The organism is Buchnera aphidicola str. Bp (Baizongia pistaciae), assembly GCF_000007725.1.
Taxonomy (GTDB): Bacteria; Pseudomonadota; Gammaproteobacteria; order Enterobacterales; family Enterobacteriaceae; genus Buchnera_B; species Buchnera_B aphidicola_H.
The window spans coordinates 414,870-431,424 of the sequence record NC_004545.1 but is presented as its reverse complement, the minus strand read 5'-3'; the positions used below and the strand labels follow the sequence as shown (position 1 = coordinate 431,424).

Below are 16,555 nucleotides of genomic sequence, written 5' to 3'. Positions count from 1 at the left end.
AAATTAAAAGTTAAATATTTTTGATAAGTTGTTCATAATTTTTTTATGAAGTTTAATGTTTAATATTATAAAGATATTTTTTTTTAAAAGATTAAATTAATAACTGATTAGTTTTTAATTAACAAGTATAACTGATATTATTAATTTAGAATGATTTATTTTATTTTATCTTTTAAAGTAACAATTCTATTAAATGTTAAATTTTTTGTTATACTAAAATTTTTGTTAATACAAAAATATCCTTCTCGTTCAAATTGATATGCAGTTGTAGATATGTTTGTTAATATATCTTTTTCTACGAAACCATATTTAATAACAAGTGAATTGGTATTAATATATTGTAAAAAATTTTTTACAGTTTCAGGAGATTGTATAGTGAATAATTTATCATATAAAAAAAATCGTGCTGGTAATACGTTTTTTTCAGAAATCCAATGAATAACTCCTAATATTTTTCTATTCTTAGGGTTTTTTCCTAGCGTATTTTTATCATAAGTGCAGAATATAGTTTTAATATTATTATTTTGGTCTTTTTTTATTTTATGTGCCTTAATAACATAAGAGTAACGTAAACGTATTTCTTTTCCTATTGCTAATTTTTTTAGCAGTTCTGATTTATTTTCGTAGAAATCATTTTGATCAATATATAATGTATTGCTAAAAATTGATTTATGGCATCCCATGTTAGGTTTAGTGGGGTGGTTAGGAATATTTAATATTTCTTCATAATTATCAGATAAGTTACAAATTTGTATTTTAATAGGATGAATTACAGCCATATAACGTGGTGCTATAGGATTTAAATCAGATCTTATGCAAGATTCTAAAAATGATAATTGAATTGTATTTTCTTGCTTGGTAATCCCAATTTTTTTGCAAAACAATTTTATGGATGAAGGTGTGTACCCTCGGTTTCTTAATCCTGATAATGTTGGCATTCTTGGATCATCCCATCCATTTACAACTTTATTGTTCACTAGTAAATTTAGTTTACGTTTAGATAATACAGAATATTCTAATTTCAATCTTGAAAATTCATATTGATGAGTGTTACAAGAAATATCAATTTTTTTTAAAATCCATTCATAAAGTTTTCTATGGTCTTGAAATTCTAATGTGCATAATGAATGTGTTATTTTTTCTAATGCGTCTGAAATACAATGTGTAAAATCATAAGTAGGATATATGCACCATTTTTTATTTGTTTGGTGATGTTTAGAAAATATTATTCGATATAGAACAGGATCTCTCATTGTTATACAATTTGATGCCATGTCAATTTTAGCTCTTAAGCATGCAGTTCCTTCTAACATTTTACCTTGTTTCATTTTTTTAAATAAATTCAAATTTTTTTCAATGCTTTGGGTACGGTAAGGACTATCGATACCTGAAGTAGTTAGTGTTCCACGAAATGTACGAATTTCTTCTGGACTTAATTGATCAACGTAAGCTAGTCCTTTTTTTATTAATTTTATAGCATATTGATATATTTTGTTGAAATATAATGAAGCGTAGCGAATTTTGTTATGCCATTTGTATTCTAACCATTTTATATCTTGTATAATACTATTTATATAACAAGTGTCTTCGTTTTTTGGATTTGTATCATCAAATCTTAAATTGCAAGTACCTTTAAACTCTTGTGCTAAATCAAAATTTAAACATATTGATTTCGCGTGTCCTAAGTGTAAATAACCATTAGGTTCAGGAGGGAATCGTGTTTTAACATGGGTAATTTTTTTATTTTGTATATCTTCAGAAATAATTTTTTGGATAAAATTACTAATTTTTGAATGTTGTTTTTTCATATTTTTACCTAACAAGTATTAACATTTAAAAAAAGTTATATTATATAAATAATATTATGTTAATATTAATTAAATATGATACAATTATTTTTGTACTCTTATTTTTTGTAAATATTATTTTAAAATTATTAGGTAATTTAATAAAATTCATAAAAAGTATAATATATAATAAATAATTAATATAACATATTAAATTTGAATTTGAATATTTATTTCTGGGCTACGTAGCTCAGTTGGTTAGAGCACAGCACTCATAACGCTGAGGTCACAGGTTCAATTCCTGTCGTAGCTATTTGGAGTAGTTATAAAATTTGTTCGTAAATTCAAATGCGGAAGTGGCGAAATTGGTAAACGCACCAGATTTAGGTTCTGGCGTCATTATTGGCTTTGCGAGTTCGAATCTCGCCTTCCGTACCATGTAACATGATCATATTAGATTAAGATTGTCTCATGGGTTATAAATATTGGGATATAGCCAAGTGGTAAGGCACCGGTTTTTGATACCGGCATCCCTGGTTCGAATCCAGGTATCCCAGAGAGCAATATTTTTGTTGTAAAAATTAATATTAATTTATTTAAAAATGTAAAAAACTGCCTTTCAAACTTTATTTTCAAATAAAACATTCAATAATAACGCTTTGTTATTAAAAAAATTTGAATTTGTATTATATTTTAATAGTTCAAATTATTATTAATCATCAATAATATTTTGTTGTTTTATGAAAATTATTTTAAGTTTTATCATAAAAGTTTTTTTTAATTAAGTTTGATATAGGTTTTTTATTATATGAAGACAAATGAATTAAAAAGATTAGTAGCACGAAAAGTGGTAGATTACATTAATCCTGGTTCAGTTATCGGAATTGGAACTGGTTCTACCGTTTCATATTTTATAGAAGTATTAAGTACTATAAAAAATTTAATTTCTGGAGCAGTTTCTAGTTCGAACTTTTCTACTGCATGTTTGAAGAGAATAGGTATTCCTATTTATGATTTAAGTAAAATTAATTCTTTGGTATTATATATTGATAGTGCAGATGAAATTAATCCTCAATTACAAATGATTAAAGGAGGAGGAGCAGCACTAACTAGAGAAAAGATTATTGCTGCAACTGCTGAAAAATTTATTTGTATTGCGGATGAGTCTAAACAAGTAGAAATATTAGGAAAAGTTCCATTACCTATAGAAATTATTCCTATGGCACGTTCTTATATTTCAAACGAAATAATTAAGATAGGTGGTATGCCAAAATATCGAAAAAATGTAATTACAGACAATGGAAATGTTATTATTGACGTTTTTAATTTAGTTATAACAGATCCTGTATGTCTTGAAAACAAAATTAATTCTTTTCCTGGAGTAGTAAGTGTAGGATTATTCGCTACTAGGAAAGCTGATATTGCGTTAATTGGAACGTCATCTGGTGTACAAGTAATTTATTAAAAAAATTAATTAGTTAAATCAAGAAATATATTTTTAAATTAAGTATATTAATTTTAAAATGTTTCAAAAATATTTTTTTATTATTAAAAATTATGTTTTTAATGTTTGTATTGATTAAAATATTTATTATTGATAATTTTATTTTATATATTGTATTTTAAAATTAAATAAATGTTTAGTTTATTTATGTATGTAAATACTTAAGTAGAATTTTATATTATAAAAATAATATATATCTAAAATAATATTATAAAATATACTTAAAGTATGTTTTATAAAACAGTATGAGTGCATACAGTAAATATGTTATAAAATAGTTTATTTTGTTTGTGGAATAATAAATGTTTTAAAACATTTTTAGTTAAATTTAATATTATGTTATTAAAATGTCGTGATTTTCAAAGAAAATATTTTCGAAAATTAAGAAAAAAAATAAATAATAAGATTCGAGAGCAATTAGCTATTTCTATTTCAAAAAAAATATTTTATTGTAATATTTTGGATTCGGTTAAAAACATAGCAATATTTTGTTCATTTGACGGAGAAATTGATACTTATCCATTAATTTTAAAATTATGGAGACAAAATTATAATGTATATCTTCCAATTATTAATTATAATTACAAAAAAATATTAGGATTCATGAAGTATTTACCTAATACTAGTTTAATAAAAAATAGATTTAATATATTAGAACCTGTCTTTGATAGAAAGAATTTTATACAATCTGATGATTTAGATATAATGTTTGTACCATTAGTAGCTTTTGATGAATTTGGATATCGTTTAGGTATGGGTGGAGGGTTTTACGATCGAATTTTGATTAATTACGATATTAAAAAAAGTTTTTTTCCTATAGGTCTAGCATTTGATTGTCAATTTTCAAAAAATATAAATATTAAATATTGGGATGTTGCCTTACCAGTGATTATAACACCTAAAAAGTTTTGGATATGGATATAAAATATAGTTCAAGTTTTTGATGTTTTAGTTTAGGTTTTTAAAAAAATTTAAAAGTAAATTTTTATAATATTAGATGTCTAAGATTTAATTTTTATAATTAACGTGAAAGCTTAGTTTAATATTTCTATTTTAATATTATAAGATAATTGTTTGTATATTTTTATAATTTTTAAAAAGCGTGTGTTAAAAATTTTAATGTGGTATAGTTTATAATTGATTTTCATAAAATTAAAATTAATTTTTTATTTAATTTTTTTAAATATATATGCTCATTTTTAGAAATTAAACATTTAGATATTTTTATTTGTATTATTTTTTTGGCATTTAGAATATACATATGGATTATGATTTCCTTGTATTTTAAAAATTAAATTATCTCGCATGCATTCCCAATTAGTTACGTTATATTTTTTATTCCACATTAAAAATAATTTTTTTTGTTTTTTAGATAATTTAAAATGGTAAAAGTCACTCATATAAAAATAGATTCGAGAAATTGCTCCTTTAGAAATATCAGGTGGTTCAACTAATTTGTTTTTGAAATCTATTTTCATTGAGCATTGTCCATATTGTCCATTTAAAGTAGATTTTGGAAATTGATTATACATAAAATTACTTCGATCACCATTTATTTCTCCAATAACTGGTTGTAAATTGTGTAGATCAGTCTCTATTTTTTGATAGTTATAATCATGAATACAGTTCTTTCGTCCTCCTTTTTTCCAGCAAGATTTTGAATGTCCAAATTGCCAAGCTGGCATAACATGTTCCCATTCAATTCTATTAGCTCTATTAGCATTTTTTCTAATATGATATCCACAACTATTTAATTCAGGGATACCTTTTTTTTCTTTCCAAAATATTTTGCAACCGCAATAAAAAGTTCCAGGTGCATCAATATTTATTTTTTGTGCTAATTTTTTAATTTGATTAAAATTCTTATGATAATGATGTTTAATGTTTTCATTGGATGATAAACATGTACTAAATATTAATATTGTAAAAAAAAATATTGATCGTATTAACATAGAAGAGTAGTTGTTTTTGATTGTTTAGAAGTTAAATTTTGTTTCATTAAATTTTTAATTTTTTTTTATGTAAAATTTTTATTTTTACGTTGTTTGAATAAGCATAATATTTAGATTTTGCCTAACGTTTTGGTTGTTCTAATTTATTAAAAATTAAAGGTAATATTAAATTATATTTTATTCGAAATTTTTTTGTGTTTTTCATTTTTGTTAAATTTTAAATTTTAAGTATATTTTAAAAAACATGTTTAACAAATTTTATTTATGACATTTAATAATATTGAAGTTTTATACGATTATTGATTAAAAGACTAGTTTATTTGATTTTTTTTACATTTGTGAATAAATTTATTTTGTGTAATATAAGTTTAAGTATTCTTTAAAATTTAGTGTGTCTTGTTTTTCAATTAATTTTTGACTATTGTTAGATTTCATCATTTCGTTATTTAAGTCTTTTTTTGATAATATTTTAAATGAGTCGTTATGAAGTTTTTGTTTATATTTTACAAAAAGATTTGCGCCTGTTTCATATATTCCATAACACATGAATTTGTTTAAAAGTTTTTCTGAATAAGTCAATTCAGGATAGTCAAAATATAATATTAAGTTTTTGCATGTTTCTTGATAGTTATTATTATTTGATAATGAATCTAAAATTTCAGCTATATAAAATAGATCATATAATATAGTTTTTCCAATAGTTTGAATGGTATTTTTTGTATTATAAATGTTAATATTAATTTTTTGTTTCGGTTTTCTACCTTTAGTAATTATTGTATGCCAATTTTTCAAAAAAAAATGAAATTCTTGACTACTTATTTTTGGAGAATCTGCTAAAACACACCAAATTAAAAATAAATCTAATAGTAATATTTGATTTTTATCAACGCCTGTAGAAGTAAAAGGATTAATGTCTAATGCTCGTATTTCAACATATTCGATACCTCTATTTCTCAATGCAGCAGATAAACTTTCACAATTTTTTAATTTTTGTTTTGGACGAATGTAAGTATATAGTTCGTTTTCTGTTTGTAATAAATTAGTATTGATTTGTTTAAAATTTCCAAATTGATCGTATAAACCTAAATTTTTAAATTGTTTTGATGGTGTTTTTATGCCGTGTTCTAATGCTAAAACATATTCAGATAAAGAGTTAAAAGTTAGTTTTAGTTTTTTTATGGATTGATTCGTATGCCCTAAATCACTTAATCTTAAAGAAGTAGACCATGGTAAATATAGCATGCCATGGTGTTTTTTAAATTTATAATTATGTTTTTTATTTTTAATGAATAGTGGTTCTACAGCTGGAGAGGCTCCAAACAAATAAGGTATGATCCATCCAAATTTATAATAGTTACGAATTAAGCATAAATATCCTTCTGAAGTAGTGTTATATTGAGTATTTTTATGATGTATTTTTTTCCAATGATTCCAAAATATTCTTGGTAATGAAAAGTTATAGTGTACTCCTGAGATAATATTCATTAATATTCCATAACGATGTTTTAATCCTTTTCTATATAAAGTTTTAACTTGTCCTAGATTAGATGTTCCATATTTAGACAATTTTATAGAATGCATGTATTTTTTACAAGGAGGAATGCTGAATGGCCAAAAATATTCTTGAATAAGATTATCATTTACAAATTTATGAGTATCGTTTAAAAATTTTAATATATAGTTAGTACTTGCGTTAGTTGGAGTAATAAATTCTAATAATGATTCAGAAAAATCAGTTGTTATCCATTTATGTGTAAGTGCTGATCCTATTTTGTCTTGAGGATAAGCTGTATTAATTATTGTTCCATGTATATCAGTTCTTAATGCTTCACGTTCAATACCTCTTAATATTTTTTTTAATATTAATGGATTAGATTGCAGCCATTTAATTTTTTTGTAGATTTTTGGAATCAAATTTACCTCTCAATAAATTATTATAAAAATAATATGTTAAAAAATATGTGTAATACATAAAATTTTATATAATTTTTGTATAAAAGTATACTTTAAAAATAAACTTAAATAGAGTTTAGAATTGAATTATTTTTCTTATGCATCCGGAAGGATTTGAACCTCCGACCTCTCGGTTCGTAGCCGAGTGCTCTATCCAACTGAACTACGGATGCTAATTTTAATAATTATTTTATTTTTGGTGAGAGAGGGATTCGAACCCTCGATGCAATTTATTTTACATACTCCCTTAGCAGGGGAGTGCCTTCAGCCTCTCGGCCATCTCACCTTTGTAGGATTTAGAAGTGTAAAAAAGTATATTTTCGTATCTAAAGTATAATTATATCATATATTTATAATAAATAAATACCTATTGTTTTAAATAGTGTTAGTTTATAATGTTCACGAATTCATAGTAACAGCATCTTGCTTTTTTATTAAGCAAGACGCTGAATTTATTAATAGTTATTGAGTTTGTGTTTTTTTTTCAGTTTGAATTCTTTGGTAAATTTCTTCTCTATGTACTGATATTTCTTTTGGAGCGTTAACTCCAATTCGCACTTGATTCCCTTTTACTCCTAATACAGTTATAGATATATTGTCACCGATTATAAGTGTTTCGCCAACTCGACGAGTTAAAATAAGCATTTTTTTTCCTTAAAAATATAACAGAGATTGTGCCTATCCATTTTTTGGCTTTATGCATAAATACAAGGCTAAACACAAACTATAGATAAAATATTATTAATTAGAAAACATTGATATTATATTTATTTAATATTAGTTTTAATGTATTTTAAAAATTTTAGTAATTACATGATATAATTTATAATCTAGAACTAATCCACGTTTTTATTTTTTTGAGTTCTATTGGAAGTGATATTAAATTTTTTATTCCTCCTTCTGCTATATTATTTTTTCCGCCTCCCCGGCCTCCTAATTTTTTTGTCAGTTTATTTAGTATATCCAATGCTGAAATTCTATCAGTAACGTTGCGTGTTACTCCAACAATAATGATAGATTTATTATTAATTATGCTAGAAATAATTATAACACTACATTTAAACCTGTTTTTTAATTTATCGACTATATTTCTTAATGATAGTAGGTTTTCATTTTTTAAATTTTTTATAATTATGTTGACGTCTTTTATTAAGATATTATGTTTGCTTAATGAATTAACTATATTATAAATATTTTGATTATATAAAGTATATATCTGTTTTTTTAAGTGAATATTGTTATTTAATAGTTTTGTAATTGTTTGTTCAATATTATTTGTTTTAGAATTTAACATATTAGCAATGTTGTTAATGGTTTTTTCTTGATGATGTATAATAGATATTGCATGTTTACCTGTAACTGCTTCGATTCTTCTAATTCCTGATGATATACTAATTTCAGAAGTAATTTTGAATAAACCAATGTCACCTGTATATTTTGTGTGTGTACCTCCGCATAATTCTACTGAAAAATCGTTAATAGAAATCATGCGTACTTTATCTTTATATTTGTCTTGAAATAATGCCATGACCTTTTTATTTTGTATTTCTTGTAAAGTAGTTAATGTTGTGCTAACGGAAATATTTTTTTGTATTTTTTTATTGATTATATTTTCTACTTCTTGAATTTCACGTAAATTCATAGGAGCGTTGTGAGAAAAATCAAATTTTAAACTTTGATCGGAAATGAAAGATCCTTTTTGAAATACGTGTTTTCCTAATATTTTTCGAAGTGATGCGTGCAACAAATGAGTAGCTGTATGGTTTATTTGGATAGATTTTCTTTTTGGGAGATTTATTTCAGCACATACAGTATCATGTATATTCAAGTATCCTGATGCTAAAGTACCAACATGTCCAATAATATTCCCGAACATTTTTGTACAATTTACTATAAATTTTCCAGTTTTATTATGAATTATACCTGAATCTCCAATTTGTCCACCTGATTCTCCATAAAATGGAGTTTCATTTAAAAATAATATGCTGTTTTGATAATCATTAATTTGTAAAGTTTTTTTATTATTTTTAATAATAATGTTATTTATGATAGATTGTGTTTTATTAAACTGGTATCCTACAAAGTGTGTTTTTATGTTTATATTATTATCTTCAATATAGTAGGCATTTCTTGTATTTAAGAAATTTTTATTTATGCTATTTTGTTTGTGTTGATTTAAATATCTTTTGAATTCCATAATATTAATAGAAATATTATGTTCTTTGCAAATATCTATCGTTAAGTCTATAGGAAACCCAAATGTATCATACAAATTGAATGCTAGTTTACCGCTTAAAACATGTTTTGGTTGAATTTGTTTTAGTTCTTTATGTAATAATTTTAAACCTTTTTCTAATGTTTCAATAAATTTTTGTTCTTCTAATTTTAGTACATTTTCAATTTTATTTTGTTGTTTTTTTAAAACTGGATTAAATTTCCCCATAGTATTTATTAGCGTAGGTATTAATTTATGTAAAAATAAACTTTTTATACCTAAATTGTGTCCATGTCTGATAGCTCTTCGAATAATTCTTCTTAAAACATATCCATGTTTTTCATTTGATGGAATAATATTTTCTGATATAATAAAAGAACAAGCTCTAATATGATCTGCAATTACATATATAGATTTATTCTTAGGTGTATTAACGGTGCTAAGTTCTAGAATATGTTTAATTAATGGTTTAAATAAGTCAATTTCGTAGTTTGATGTTACATTATTTATAACTGCTGATATGCGTTCTAAACCCATTCCTGTATCTACATAAGATTCAGTTAATTTTATGAGTTTTCCATTGCTAAGTTTATTGAATTGAATAAATACAATGTTCCATATTTCTACGAATCTTGGTACATTGCATCCGTTGTTTCCAGGTATTGTTCCTGGTAAAGTATTACCATAATCATAAAAAATTTCTGTACAAGGCCCGCACGGCCCAATTTCTCCCATTTGCCAAAAATTATCTGAATCAGAGCTATTGTATTTATTACCTATTTTTATAATTTTATGTTTATCAATTTTAATTATGTTTTTCCAAATATTATAAGATTCTAAGTCATCTTGGTATACTGTAATCCATAATTTTTCTTTAGATAAGTTTAGTTGTTCTTTAGATGTAAGAAATTTCCAAGCATATAATATAGCGTCTAATTTAAAATAATCTCGAAAACTAAAATTTCCCAACATTTGAAAAAATGTATGATGTTGTGGAGTATAACCAACGTTTTCAAAATCATTATGTTTACCACCAGTCCGCAAACAATTTTGTAAGGTAGTCACTCGATTATATTTAAAATTATAATTTTTTTGTATAAAAATATCTTTAAATTGATTCATTCCAGAATTTGTGAATAACAATGACGGATCATTATTAGGGATTAATGTACTTCCAGGCAAAATGGTATGACCTTTTTTGTAAAAAAAATTTAAAAACATTTGACATATTTCATTAGAAGTGTAAATCATATTATTTCCTAGATAATAATAATATACATGGAATATTTTACTAAATTATTTTCAAGTTTTTGATGTTTTTTAACATTTTAGTGTAATATAAATATTGAGTGATTTAATATTTAAGTTGTAAATAGTTATATTTTGTATTCAAAATTAATAGTTTGTAATTAATTTATATTAAGAACTGTTTTATTTTTGATAGTTCTCATATTTTTAAATTGAAAATATAATTAATTATATTTTAAAAGTAATGGAATGTTTAAAGCACAGTATAAGCTTTAGTATTTATATTTTTTAGTTTTTAAATTCTTAGTTTTAGAAGTATATTTATTATTGGAAATAATTTTATGCAAAATAAACTTAAATTAATTGCAATAGTACCTAAAATATCTTTGCTCAAAAATCGTTTAGATCAAGTATTAGCAAGTTTATTTAAAAAGCATTCTAGAACTATCTTAAAAAGACATATTTTAAGCAAAGATGTGTGTGTTAATGGACGTATACTTGATCAACCGGACGCAAAAGTTTTATATAAAGATATTATATCGATCAATTTAAAATTTAAAGCGAAAAATGATTATCAAGCTGAAAATATTTTTTTAAATGTTATTTATGAAGATGATGATATTTTAGTTATAAATAAGCAAGACAATTTTGTTGTTCATCCAGGAGCAGGAAATACAAGTGGAACATTATTGAATGCTTTGTTACATAGAGATAGTACGTTTTTTAATATTCCCCGAGCAGGTATTGTGCATAGATTAGACAAAGATACCACCGGATTAATGGTGATTGCTAAAAATAATTTGTCTTATATGGCTTTAATTGATCAAATAAAATGTAAAAAAGTTATTAGAGAATATCAAGCAATAGTGTACGGAAAAGTAATTTCTGGAGGAACTATAGTTAAATCTATTATTAGGAATCCTATTAAAAGGACTACTATGATAGTAAATAAATGTGGCAAAAGAGCAATAACGCATTATAGAATTTTAAAACGTTTTACGCACCATACACATTTAAAAATAATATTAGAAACTGGGCGTACACATCAGATTCGAACACATATGTTATATATTAATTTTCCGTTAGTAGGGGATAAAACATATGGGAATAAATTTAAATTTTATAAAAACATTTCGTTAACTTTATTAGAACAAGTTAAGAAATTTCCTCGTCAAGCTTTACATGCTAGTAGATTGTGTTTGTATCATCCTGTAACTAAACATTTGATGGAATGGAATAGCACTTTACCGAGAGATATGTTGAATTTAATTGCATTATTAAACAAAAATATTTAATAATAAATACGTGTGTTTTTACATGACGTTATAAGAATTTTGTATAAAATAAAATTTTTTGATTTAAAATAATCAACAGTAAAATTATTGAGTTTTTTATAATTTTTATTTATTTAAAAAATATATATATTTAAATTTATACTTGTAAAGTACTAATTTTTTTTATTCTTTTTATTGCTGTTCTTAAAGCCCAAAAATAACCATCTAATCCTAACCCACAAATAACTCCAGATGAAATATCAGATAACCAAGAATGTGATCTGAAATTTTCTCGAGTATAAATATTAGAAATATGAACTTCAATAAAGGGTATATTAATTCCTATTAGCGCGTCCCTAAGTGCAATACTAGTATGCGAAAATGCTCCTGCATTTATTATGATATAATTAATATTATTTTTTGAGTTGTGTATTTTATTAATTAACGTACTTTCTGAATTAGATTGAATATGATGCAAATGTATGTTAAAGGTAGTTGCTTCTTTTGTTAATGCGTGTGTTAATTGTGATAATGTAGTATTTCCGTAAATTTTTGGTTCTCTATGTCCTAATAAATTAAGATTAGGACCGTTTATTAATAAGATGTTAAATAGTTCTTTCATATATGTTCTCTTGTTACTTTTATTAATAATAATTTATATTATTTTTTTTATTTAAAGATGTTATAAATTATTTTTATAAAAATTATTCTATATAGTATTTATTGTAGCGTAATTATCAAAACATATATATAATAATTATTAATTTATTTTTAATTTAGTTTTAATTTTATTCTTCAAACATATTTAGAATATTTTTGTTAAATAATAGTTGATCTAATAACGTTTATTTTATTAAATTTATATATGATAAAGTACATATATATATACTGTTTTTTTTATATTAAAACTCAATAAAAATTATTTTATTTTAAATATTTTTTGATTTATTTTAAAAAGTGAGCAAAAATGATTCTTGAATCAGTAGCTGAACATTTGTTATTTAAAAATGATATTAATTATCAAAATGTTTTTTCAATTTTGAGTGATATTTTAGAGAAAAAAATAGATTATTCTGATATATATTTTCAGTCAATTATTCATGAATCGTGGATTTTGGAAAATAGCATTATTAAAGAAGGTACTTATAATATTAATCAAGGCGTAGGCGTTAGAATTGTATTAGGAGATAAAACTAGTTTTTCGTATTCTAATGATATTACCTTTAATTCGTTGATTTCGAGTTCTAAATTGGCAATGAGTATCTTAGATGTAAAAGCTATTACAAAAAATGTTTGTCCATTGACAACAACAAGAACAAAACCTATATATACGTCTTGTAATCCATTAACAAGTATTGATACACAAAAAAAGCTTGAGATATTGAATCGCATAAATTGTGTTGCAAAAAATTATGATCATAGAGTAGTTAGTGTTAATGCTGAATTAAGTAGTAGTTATGATGAAGTGTTAATAGCCACTTCTGATGGTAATTTAGCAGCTGATATTCGTCCTTTAATACGTTTGTCTATTAATGTTTTAGTTAATGATAAGGGAAAATTTGAGCGTGGTGTTAGTGGGGGTGGAAGTCGTTCTGGTTATTCCTTTTTTTTAAATAAGCATAAATCAGGAAAAATTTTAGCAGAATATTATGCATGTGAAGCAGCAAGAATTGCATTAATTAATTTATCAGCGCAAGAAGCGCCTTCAGGTACTTTTCCTGTAGTATTAGGCTCAGGATGGCCAGGAGTTTTATTGCATGAAGCGGTTGGGCATGGTTTAGAAGGGGATTTTAATCGTCAAGGTACATCGGTTTTTGCTAATAAAATTGGACGTCAAGTAGCATCAGAATTGTGTACTATAGTTGATGATGGAACTCTAAAAGATAGAAGAGGATCGTTAACTATTGATGATGAAGGAACACCTGGACAATATAATATATTAATAAAAAACGGTATTTTGAAAAAATATCTTCAAGATAAAACAAATGCTCGTTTGATGGAAATGGATCTTACTGGAAATGGTAGAAGAGAATCATATGCTCATTTACCTTTACCTCGTATGACGAATACATATATGCTATCTGGTCCATTTAACCCCAAAGAAATTATTTGTAGTATTGATTATGGAATTTATGCATTAAATTTTAGTGGCGGTCAAGTAGATATTACTTCTGGAAAATTTGTGTTTTCTACATCAGAAGCGTATTTAATAAAACAAGGAAAGATAGGTAAATCGATCAAAAATGTTACGTTAATTGGTTCAGGAATTGATGTTATGAAGGAAATTTCTATGGTAGGAAATGATCTTAAAATTGATGAGGGTGTTGGTATTTGCGTAAAAAATGGACAAAGTATACCAGTTGGTGTTGGACAACCTACTATAAAATTAAATAATCTTACAGTTGGAGGTACGATTTAAAGGTTAGTATCTTTTTATTAAGAGCGATGTGTATGTTAATATTAATTAAAAAGCGTATTTCATATTTCATGCAGCTATAATTTAAATATTAGACTGCATGAATAGTTTTTAAAATCTAAGAATAACATATAGTATTTTATTTTTTATGATGTTTTTTTACTTATTAGTTCTCTAATTTTAGCTGACTTTCCAATTCTATTACGTAAATAATACAATTTTGATTTTTTAACATCACCATGTCGCTTTACAATTATTTCTTCAATTATTGGAGAATATTTTGGAAAAACGCGTTCAATACCTTCGCCATTAGAAACTTTTCTTACACAAAAAGATGAATTAAAACCTCTGTTTCTAATAGCTATTACAATACCTTCGAATAATTGGATTCTTTTTTTTGTACCTTCTACTATCCATACTTTGATTATAATTGTATCTCCAGATTTAAAGATTGGAATCGTTTTTTTAATTTGTTTTTTTTCGTATTTTTGAATATAATTCATAGATTTGGCTCTAAATTTTTAATTTTTAATTTTAAATTTTTGGTTTATCCATTTTGGATTGACATTCATGTAATATTGATTCTTGTTCTTTTGTAAGAATTAATTTGTTTAATAAATCTGGTCTTTTTAGCCATGTTTTTGTTAACGATTGTTTTAACCTCCAACGTTTAATTTCACTATGATTTCCAGATAATAAGATATTAGGGATTTTTATACAATTGAAACATTTTGGTCTAGTATAATGAGGATAGTCTAATAATCCATTATAAAATGAATCTTCTTGAATAGCTTTAGAATTTTTTAGTACTCCAGGAGTTACACGACATATTGAGTCAATTAAGACCATGGCTGGTAATTCTCCTCCGCTTAAAACATAATCTCCAATAGATATTTCTTCATCAATTATTTTACTAATTAGCAATCTTTCATCTATGCCTTCATATCTCCCACACAATAAAATTATGTGTTTTTGATGAGATAATTCCATAATTTTACTTTGATCTAATTTTTTTCCTTGAGGTGATAAATAAAAAACTTTGACTGGGTTGCTTGATAATGATTTAGCTTGATTTATAGCTAAAAATAGTGGTTCAGCGGTCATTATCATTCCTGGACCACCACCATATGGGCGATCATCAATATTTTTATATTTATTTTTAGTAAATTTTCTAGGATTTAAAACATTTATTTTAACTAAATGTTTTTGTATTGCTCTTTTAGTAATTCCGTAATCTTTTATTATATCAAACATTTTTGGAAAAATACTGATTACATTTATTAGCAATAGTTTTTTATTTAGAAGGGAAGTATTATTCAAAAGTTTGTTTCCAATTTTTTATTACGATTTTTTTGTTATTGATGTTAACTTCTGAGATGATTTGTGGATGCAGAAACGGTATTAACATGTCATTTTGGGATATATTTTTTATGTTTGATGCTTTTACAACTAAAATGTCATTTGATGGTGTTCGAATTAGTTCAGATACCCTTCCTAATTTTATAAAATTAGTGTCAAATACTGTACAATCAACAATATCTTTCCAGTAATATTCATTATTATTTAGTTTAGGTAACGTTTTTTGATTAATTAGTATATCATAATTGGTCAGTTTCTGAGCCATAGATCGATTATTGACGTCGTTAATTTTTACTAAAAATGTTTTCTTTAAAATTTTCCAGTATTTTGGAAGAATTTTGATTATTTTTTGTTCTTTCTTAATAAACCAAGGCACATAATCAAATATGTTTTCTTTTTTTTCTGTATAAGAAAAAACTCGTATCCATCCTAATATTCCGTGAGCTGCTCCAAATTTAGCAATTGTTAAATGTATATTTAGGAATTTTTTTGTCATTGTTTTAATAATTAAAATTGTTATTTTATTTTTTTATTAATATAAGAATGTATTTTTACTAATTTTTTAACTCGTTTGGACATAATCGCACCATTTTTTATCCAATGTGTTATTCTAAGAGTATTTATGCATATTTGTGGCGGATGTTTTATGCTCAATAACGGCTTAAAAAAACCTATTTTTTCAATGAATTTTCCATTTCTAGGATATCTACTGTCAGCTATTACTATTTTATAAAATGGACGTTTTTTTGCTCCTAATCTTACTAAACGAATTTTTACCATATTTTCCTCGAAAATAATACACTTTTTGATTGTCTTGAAGGTATTATATATTAAAATAATAATATTT

14 protein-coding genes and 5 tRNA genes are annotated in these 16,555 nt (G+C 24.5%); 7 read left to right on the top strand and 12 right to left on the bottom strand.

Features of this window, described 5'->3' with window-relative positions:
* Positions 1-155 precede the first annotated feature (155 nt).
* Complete coding sequence (gene glnS, locus BBP_RS01875; RefSeq protein WP_011091490.1) at positions 156-1,808, bottom strand: glutamine--tRNA ligase; 1,653 nt, start codon at positions 1,806-1,808, stop codon at positions 156-158.
* A gap of 218 nt (positions 1,809-2,026) precedes the next feature.
* Here glnS and BBP_RS01870 point away from each other — a divergent pair.
* The 5 genes from BBP_RS01870 to BBP_RS01850 all read left to right on the top strand — a co-directional run bounded on the left by BBP_RS01870 (position 2,027) and on the right by BBP_RS01850 (position 4,215).
* Positions 2,027-2,100, top strand: a tRNA-Met gene (locus BBP_RS01870).
* Positions 2,101-2,137: 37 nt separating this feature from the next.
* Positions 2,138-2,225 (top strand) — tRNA-Leu (locus tag BBP_RS01865).
* Positions 2,226-2,273: 48 nt separating this feature from the next.
* Positions 2,274-2,344 (top strand) — tRNA-Gln (locus BBP_RS01860).
* Positions 2,345-2,595: 251 nt separating this feature from the next.
* Positions 2,596-3,252 (top strand): ribose-5-phosphate isomerase RpiA, encoded by a 657-nt coding sequence (rpiA, locus tag BBP_RS01855; protein ID WP_011091489.1) that lies wholly within the window; start codon positions 2,596-2,598, stop codon positions 3,250-3,252.
* Between the two features lie 375 nt (positions 3,253-3,627).
* Positions 3,628-4,215, top strand: a complete 588-nt coding sequence (locus BBP_RS01850; RefSeq protein ID WP_011091488.1) for a 5-formyltetrahydrofolate cyclo-ligase — start codon at positions 3,628-3,630, stop codon at positions 4,213-4,215.
* A gap of 290 nt (positions 4,216-4,505) precedes the next feature.
* Here BBP_RS01850 and BBP_RS01845 read toward each other — a convergent pair whose 3' ends face one another.
* From BBP_RS01845 to alaS, 6 genes are all read right to left on the bottom strand, one after another.
* Entirely contained in the window at positions 4,506-5,243 is a 738-nt protein-coding gene (locus tag BBP_RS01845; RefSeq protein ID WP_011091487.1) for an endonuclease, read from the bottom strand.
* A 348-nt stretch (positions 5,244-5,591) separates the two neighbouring features.
* On the bottom strand, positions 5,592-7,157 hold the full coding sequence (gshA, locus tag BBP_RS01840; RefSeq protein ID WP_011091486.1) for a glutamate--cysteine ligase: 1,566 nt from the start codon (positions 7,155-7,157) through the stop codon (positions 5,592-5,594).
* A gap of 138 nt (positions 7,158-7,295) precedes the next feature.
* Positions 7,296-7,369, bottom strand: a tRNA-Arg gene (locus BBP_RS01835).
* 24 nt (positions 7,370-7,393) lie between these two features.
* Positions 7,394-7,482, bottom strand: a tRNA-Ser gene (locus BBP_RS01830).
* Positions 7,483-7,658: 176 nt separating this feature from the next.
* Entirely contained in the window at positions 7,659-7,841 is a 183-nt protein-coding gene (csrA, locus tag BBP_RS01825) for a carbon storage regulator CsrA (RefSeq protein WP_011091485.1), read from the bottom strand.
* A 178-nt stretch (positions 7,842-8,019) separates the two neighbouring features.
* The gene (gene alaS / locus BBP_RS01820) at positions 8,020-10,662 is read right to left on the bottom strand and encodes an alanine--tRNA ligase (RefSeq protein ID WP_011091484.1); all 2,643 of its coding nucleotides are present in this window, start codon (positions 10,660-10,662) and stop codon (positions 8,020-8,022) included.
* Between the two features lie 338 nt (positions 10,663-11,000).
* On the opposite strand from alaS, the gene rluD reads away from it, so the two are divergent.
* Complete coding sequence (gene rluD, locus BBP_RS01815; protein WP_011091483.1) at positions 11,001-11,954, top strand: 23S rRNA pseudouridine(1911/1915/1917) synthase RluD; 954 nt, start codon at positions 11,001-11,003, stop codon at positions 11,952-11,954.
* Positions 11,955-12,090: 136 nt separating this feature from the next.
* Here the strand turns inward: rluD and aroQ are convergent, their stop codons facing one another.
* Positions 12,091-12,555 (bottom strand): type II 3-dehydroquinate dehydratase, encoded by a 465-nt coding sequence (gene aroQ, locus BBP_RS01810; protein WP_011091482.1) that lies wholly within the window; start codon positions 12,553-12,555, stop codon positions 12,091-12,093.
* 345 nt (positions 12,556-12,900) lie between these two features.
* Here aroQ and tldD point away from each other — a divergent pair, with 345 nt between their 5' ends.
* Positions 12,901-14,352 carry a metalloprotease TldD gene (gene tldD, locus BBP_RS01805; protein ID WP_011091481.1) on the top strand — a complete coding sequence of 484 codons (1,452 nt, stop codon included), beginning with the start codon at positions 12,901-12,903 and terminating at the stop codon, positions 14,350-14,352.
* 143 nt (positions 14,353-14,495) lie between these two features.
* Here the strand turns inward: tldD and rplS are convergent, their stop codons facing one another.
* Genes rplS through rpsP form a run of 4 tightly spaced genes read right to left on the bottom strand, consistent with a single transcriptional unit; the run spans position 14,496 to position 16,488 of the window.
* A complete protein-coding gene (rplS, locus tag BBP_RS01800) occupies positions 14,496-14,852 on the bottom strand; it encodes a 50S ribosomal protein L19 (RefSeq protein ID WP_011091480.1) in 357 nt (118 codons plus the stop codon).
* 31 nt (positions 14,853-14,883) lie between these two features.
* Complete coding sequence (gene trmD, locus BBP_RS01795) at positions 14,884-15,636, bottom strand: tRNA (guanosine(37)-N1)-methyltransferase TrmD (protein ID WP_011091479.1); 753 nt, start codon at positions 15,634-15,636, stop codon at positions 14,884-14,886.
* A gap of 25 nt (positions 15,637-15,661) precedes the next feature.
* On the bottom strand, positions 15,662-16,204 hold the full coding sequence (rimM, locus tag BBP_RS01790) for a ribosome maturation factor RimM (RefSeq protein ID WP_011091478.1): 543 nt from the start codon (positions 16,202-16,204) through the stop codon (positions 15,662-15,664).
* A 20-nt stretch (positions 16,205-16,224) separates the two neighbouring features.
* Positions 16,225-16,488 carry a 30S ribosomal protein S16 gene (rpsP, locus tag BBP_RS01785; RefSeq protein ID WP_011091477.1) on the bottom strand — a complete coding sequence of 88 codons (264 nt, stop codon included), beginning with the start codon at positions 16,486-16,488 and terminating at the stop codon, positions 16,225-16,227.
* Between the last annotated feature and the right edge of the window lie 67 nt (positions 16,489-16,555).

Coding starts and splice junctions, on each gene's coding strand:
- glnS (WP_011091490.1), bottom strand. CDS start 1,808: ATGAAAAAACAACATTCAAAAATTAGTAATTTTATCCAAAAAATTATT.
- rpiA (WP_011091489.1), top strand. CDS start 2,596: ATGAAGACAAATGAATTAAAAAGATTAGTAGCACGAAAAGTGGTAGAT.
- BBP_RS01850 (WP_011091488.1), top strand. CDS start 3,628: ATGTTATTAAAATGTCGTGATTTTCAAAGAAAATATTTTCGAAAATTA.
- BBP_RS01845 (WP_011091487.1), bottom strand. CDS start 5,243: ATGTTAATACGATCAATATTTTTTTTTACAATATTAATATTTAGTACA.
- csrA (WP_011091485.1), bottom strand. CDS start 7,841: ATGCTTATTTTAACTCGTCGAGTTGGCGAAACACTTATAATCGGTGAC.
- alaS (WP_011091484.1), bottom strand. CDS start 10,662: ATGATTTACACTTCTAATGAAATATGTCAAATGTTTTTAAATTTTTTT.
- rluD (WP_011091483.1), top strand. CDS start 11,001: ATGCAAAATAAACTTAAATTAATTGCAATAGTACCTAAAATATCTTTG.
- aroQ (WP_011091482.1), bottom strand. CDS start 12,555: ATGAAAGAACTATTTAACATCTTATTAATAAACGGTCCTAATCTTAAT.
- tldD (WP_011091481.1), top strand. CDS start 12,901: ATGATTCTTGAATCAGTAGCTGAACATTTGTTATTTAAAAATGATATT.
- rplS (WP_011091480.1), bottom strand. CDS start 14,852: ATGAATTATATTCAAAAATACGAAAAAAAACAAATTAAAAAAACGATT.
- rimM (WP_011091478.1), bottom strand. CDS start 16,204: ATGACAAAAAAATTCCTAAATATACATTTAACAATTGCTAAATTTGGA.
- rpsP (WP_011091477.1), bottom strand. CDS start 16,488: ATGGTAAAAATTCGTTTAGTAAGATTAGGAGCAAAAAAACGTCCATTT.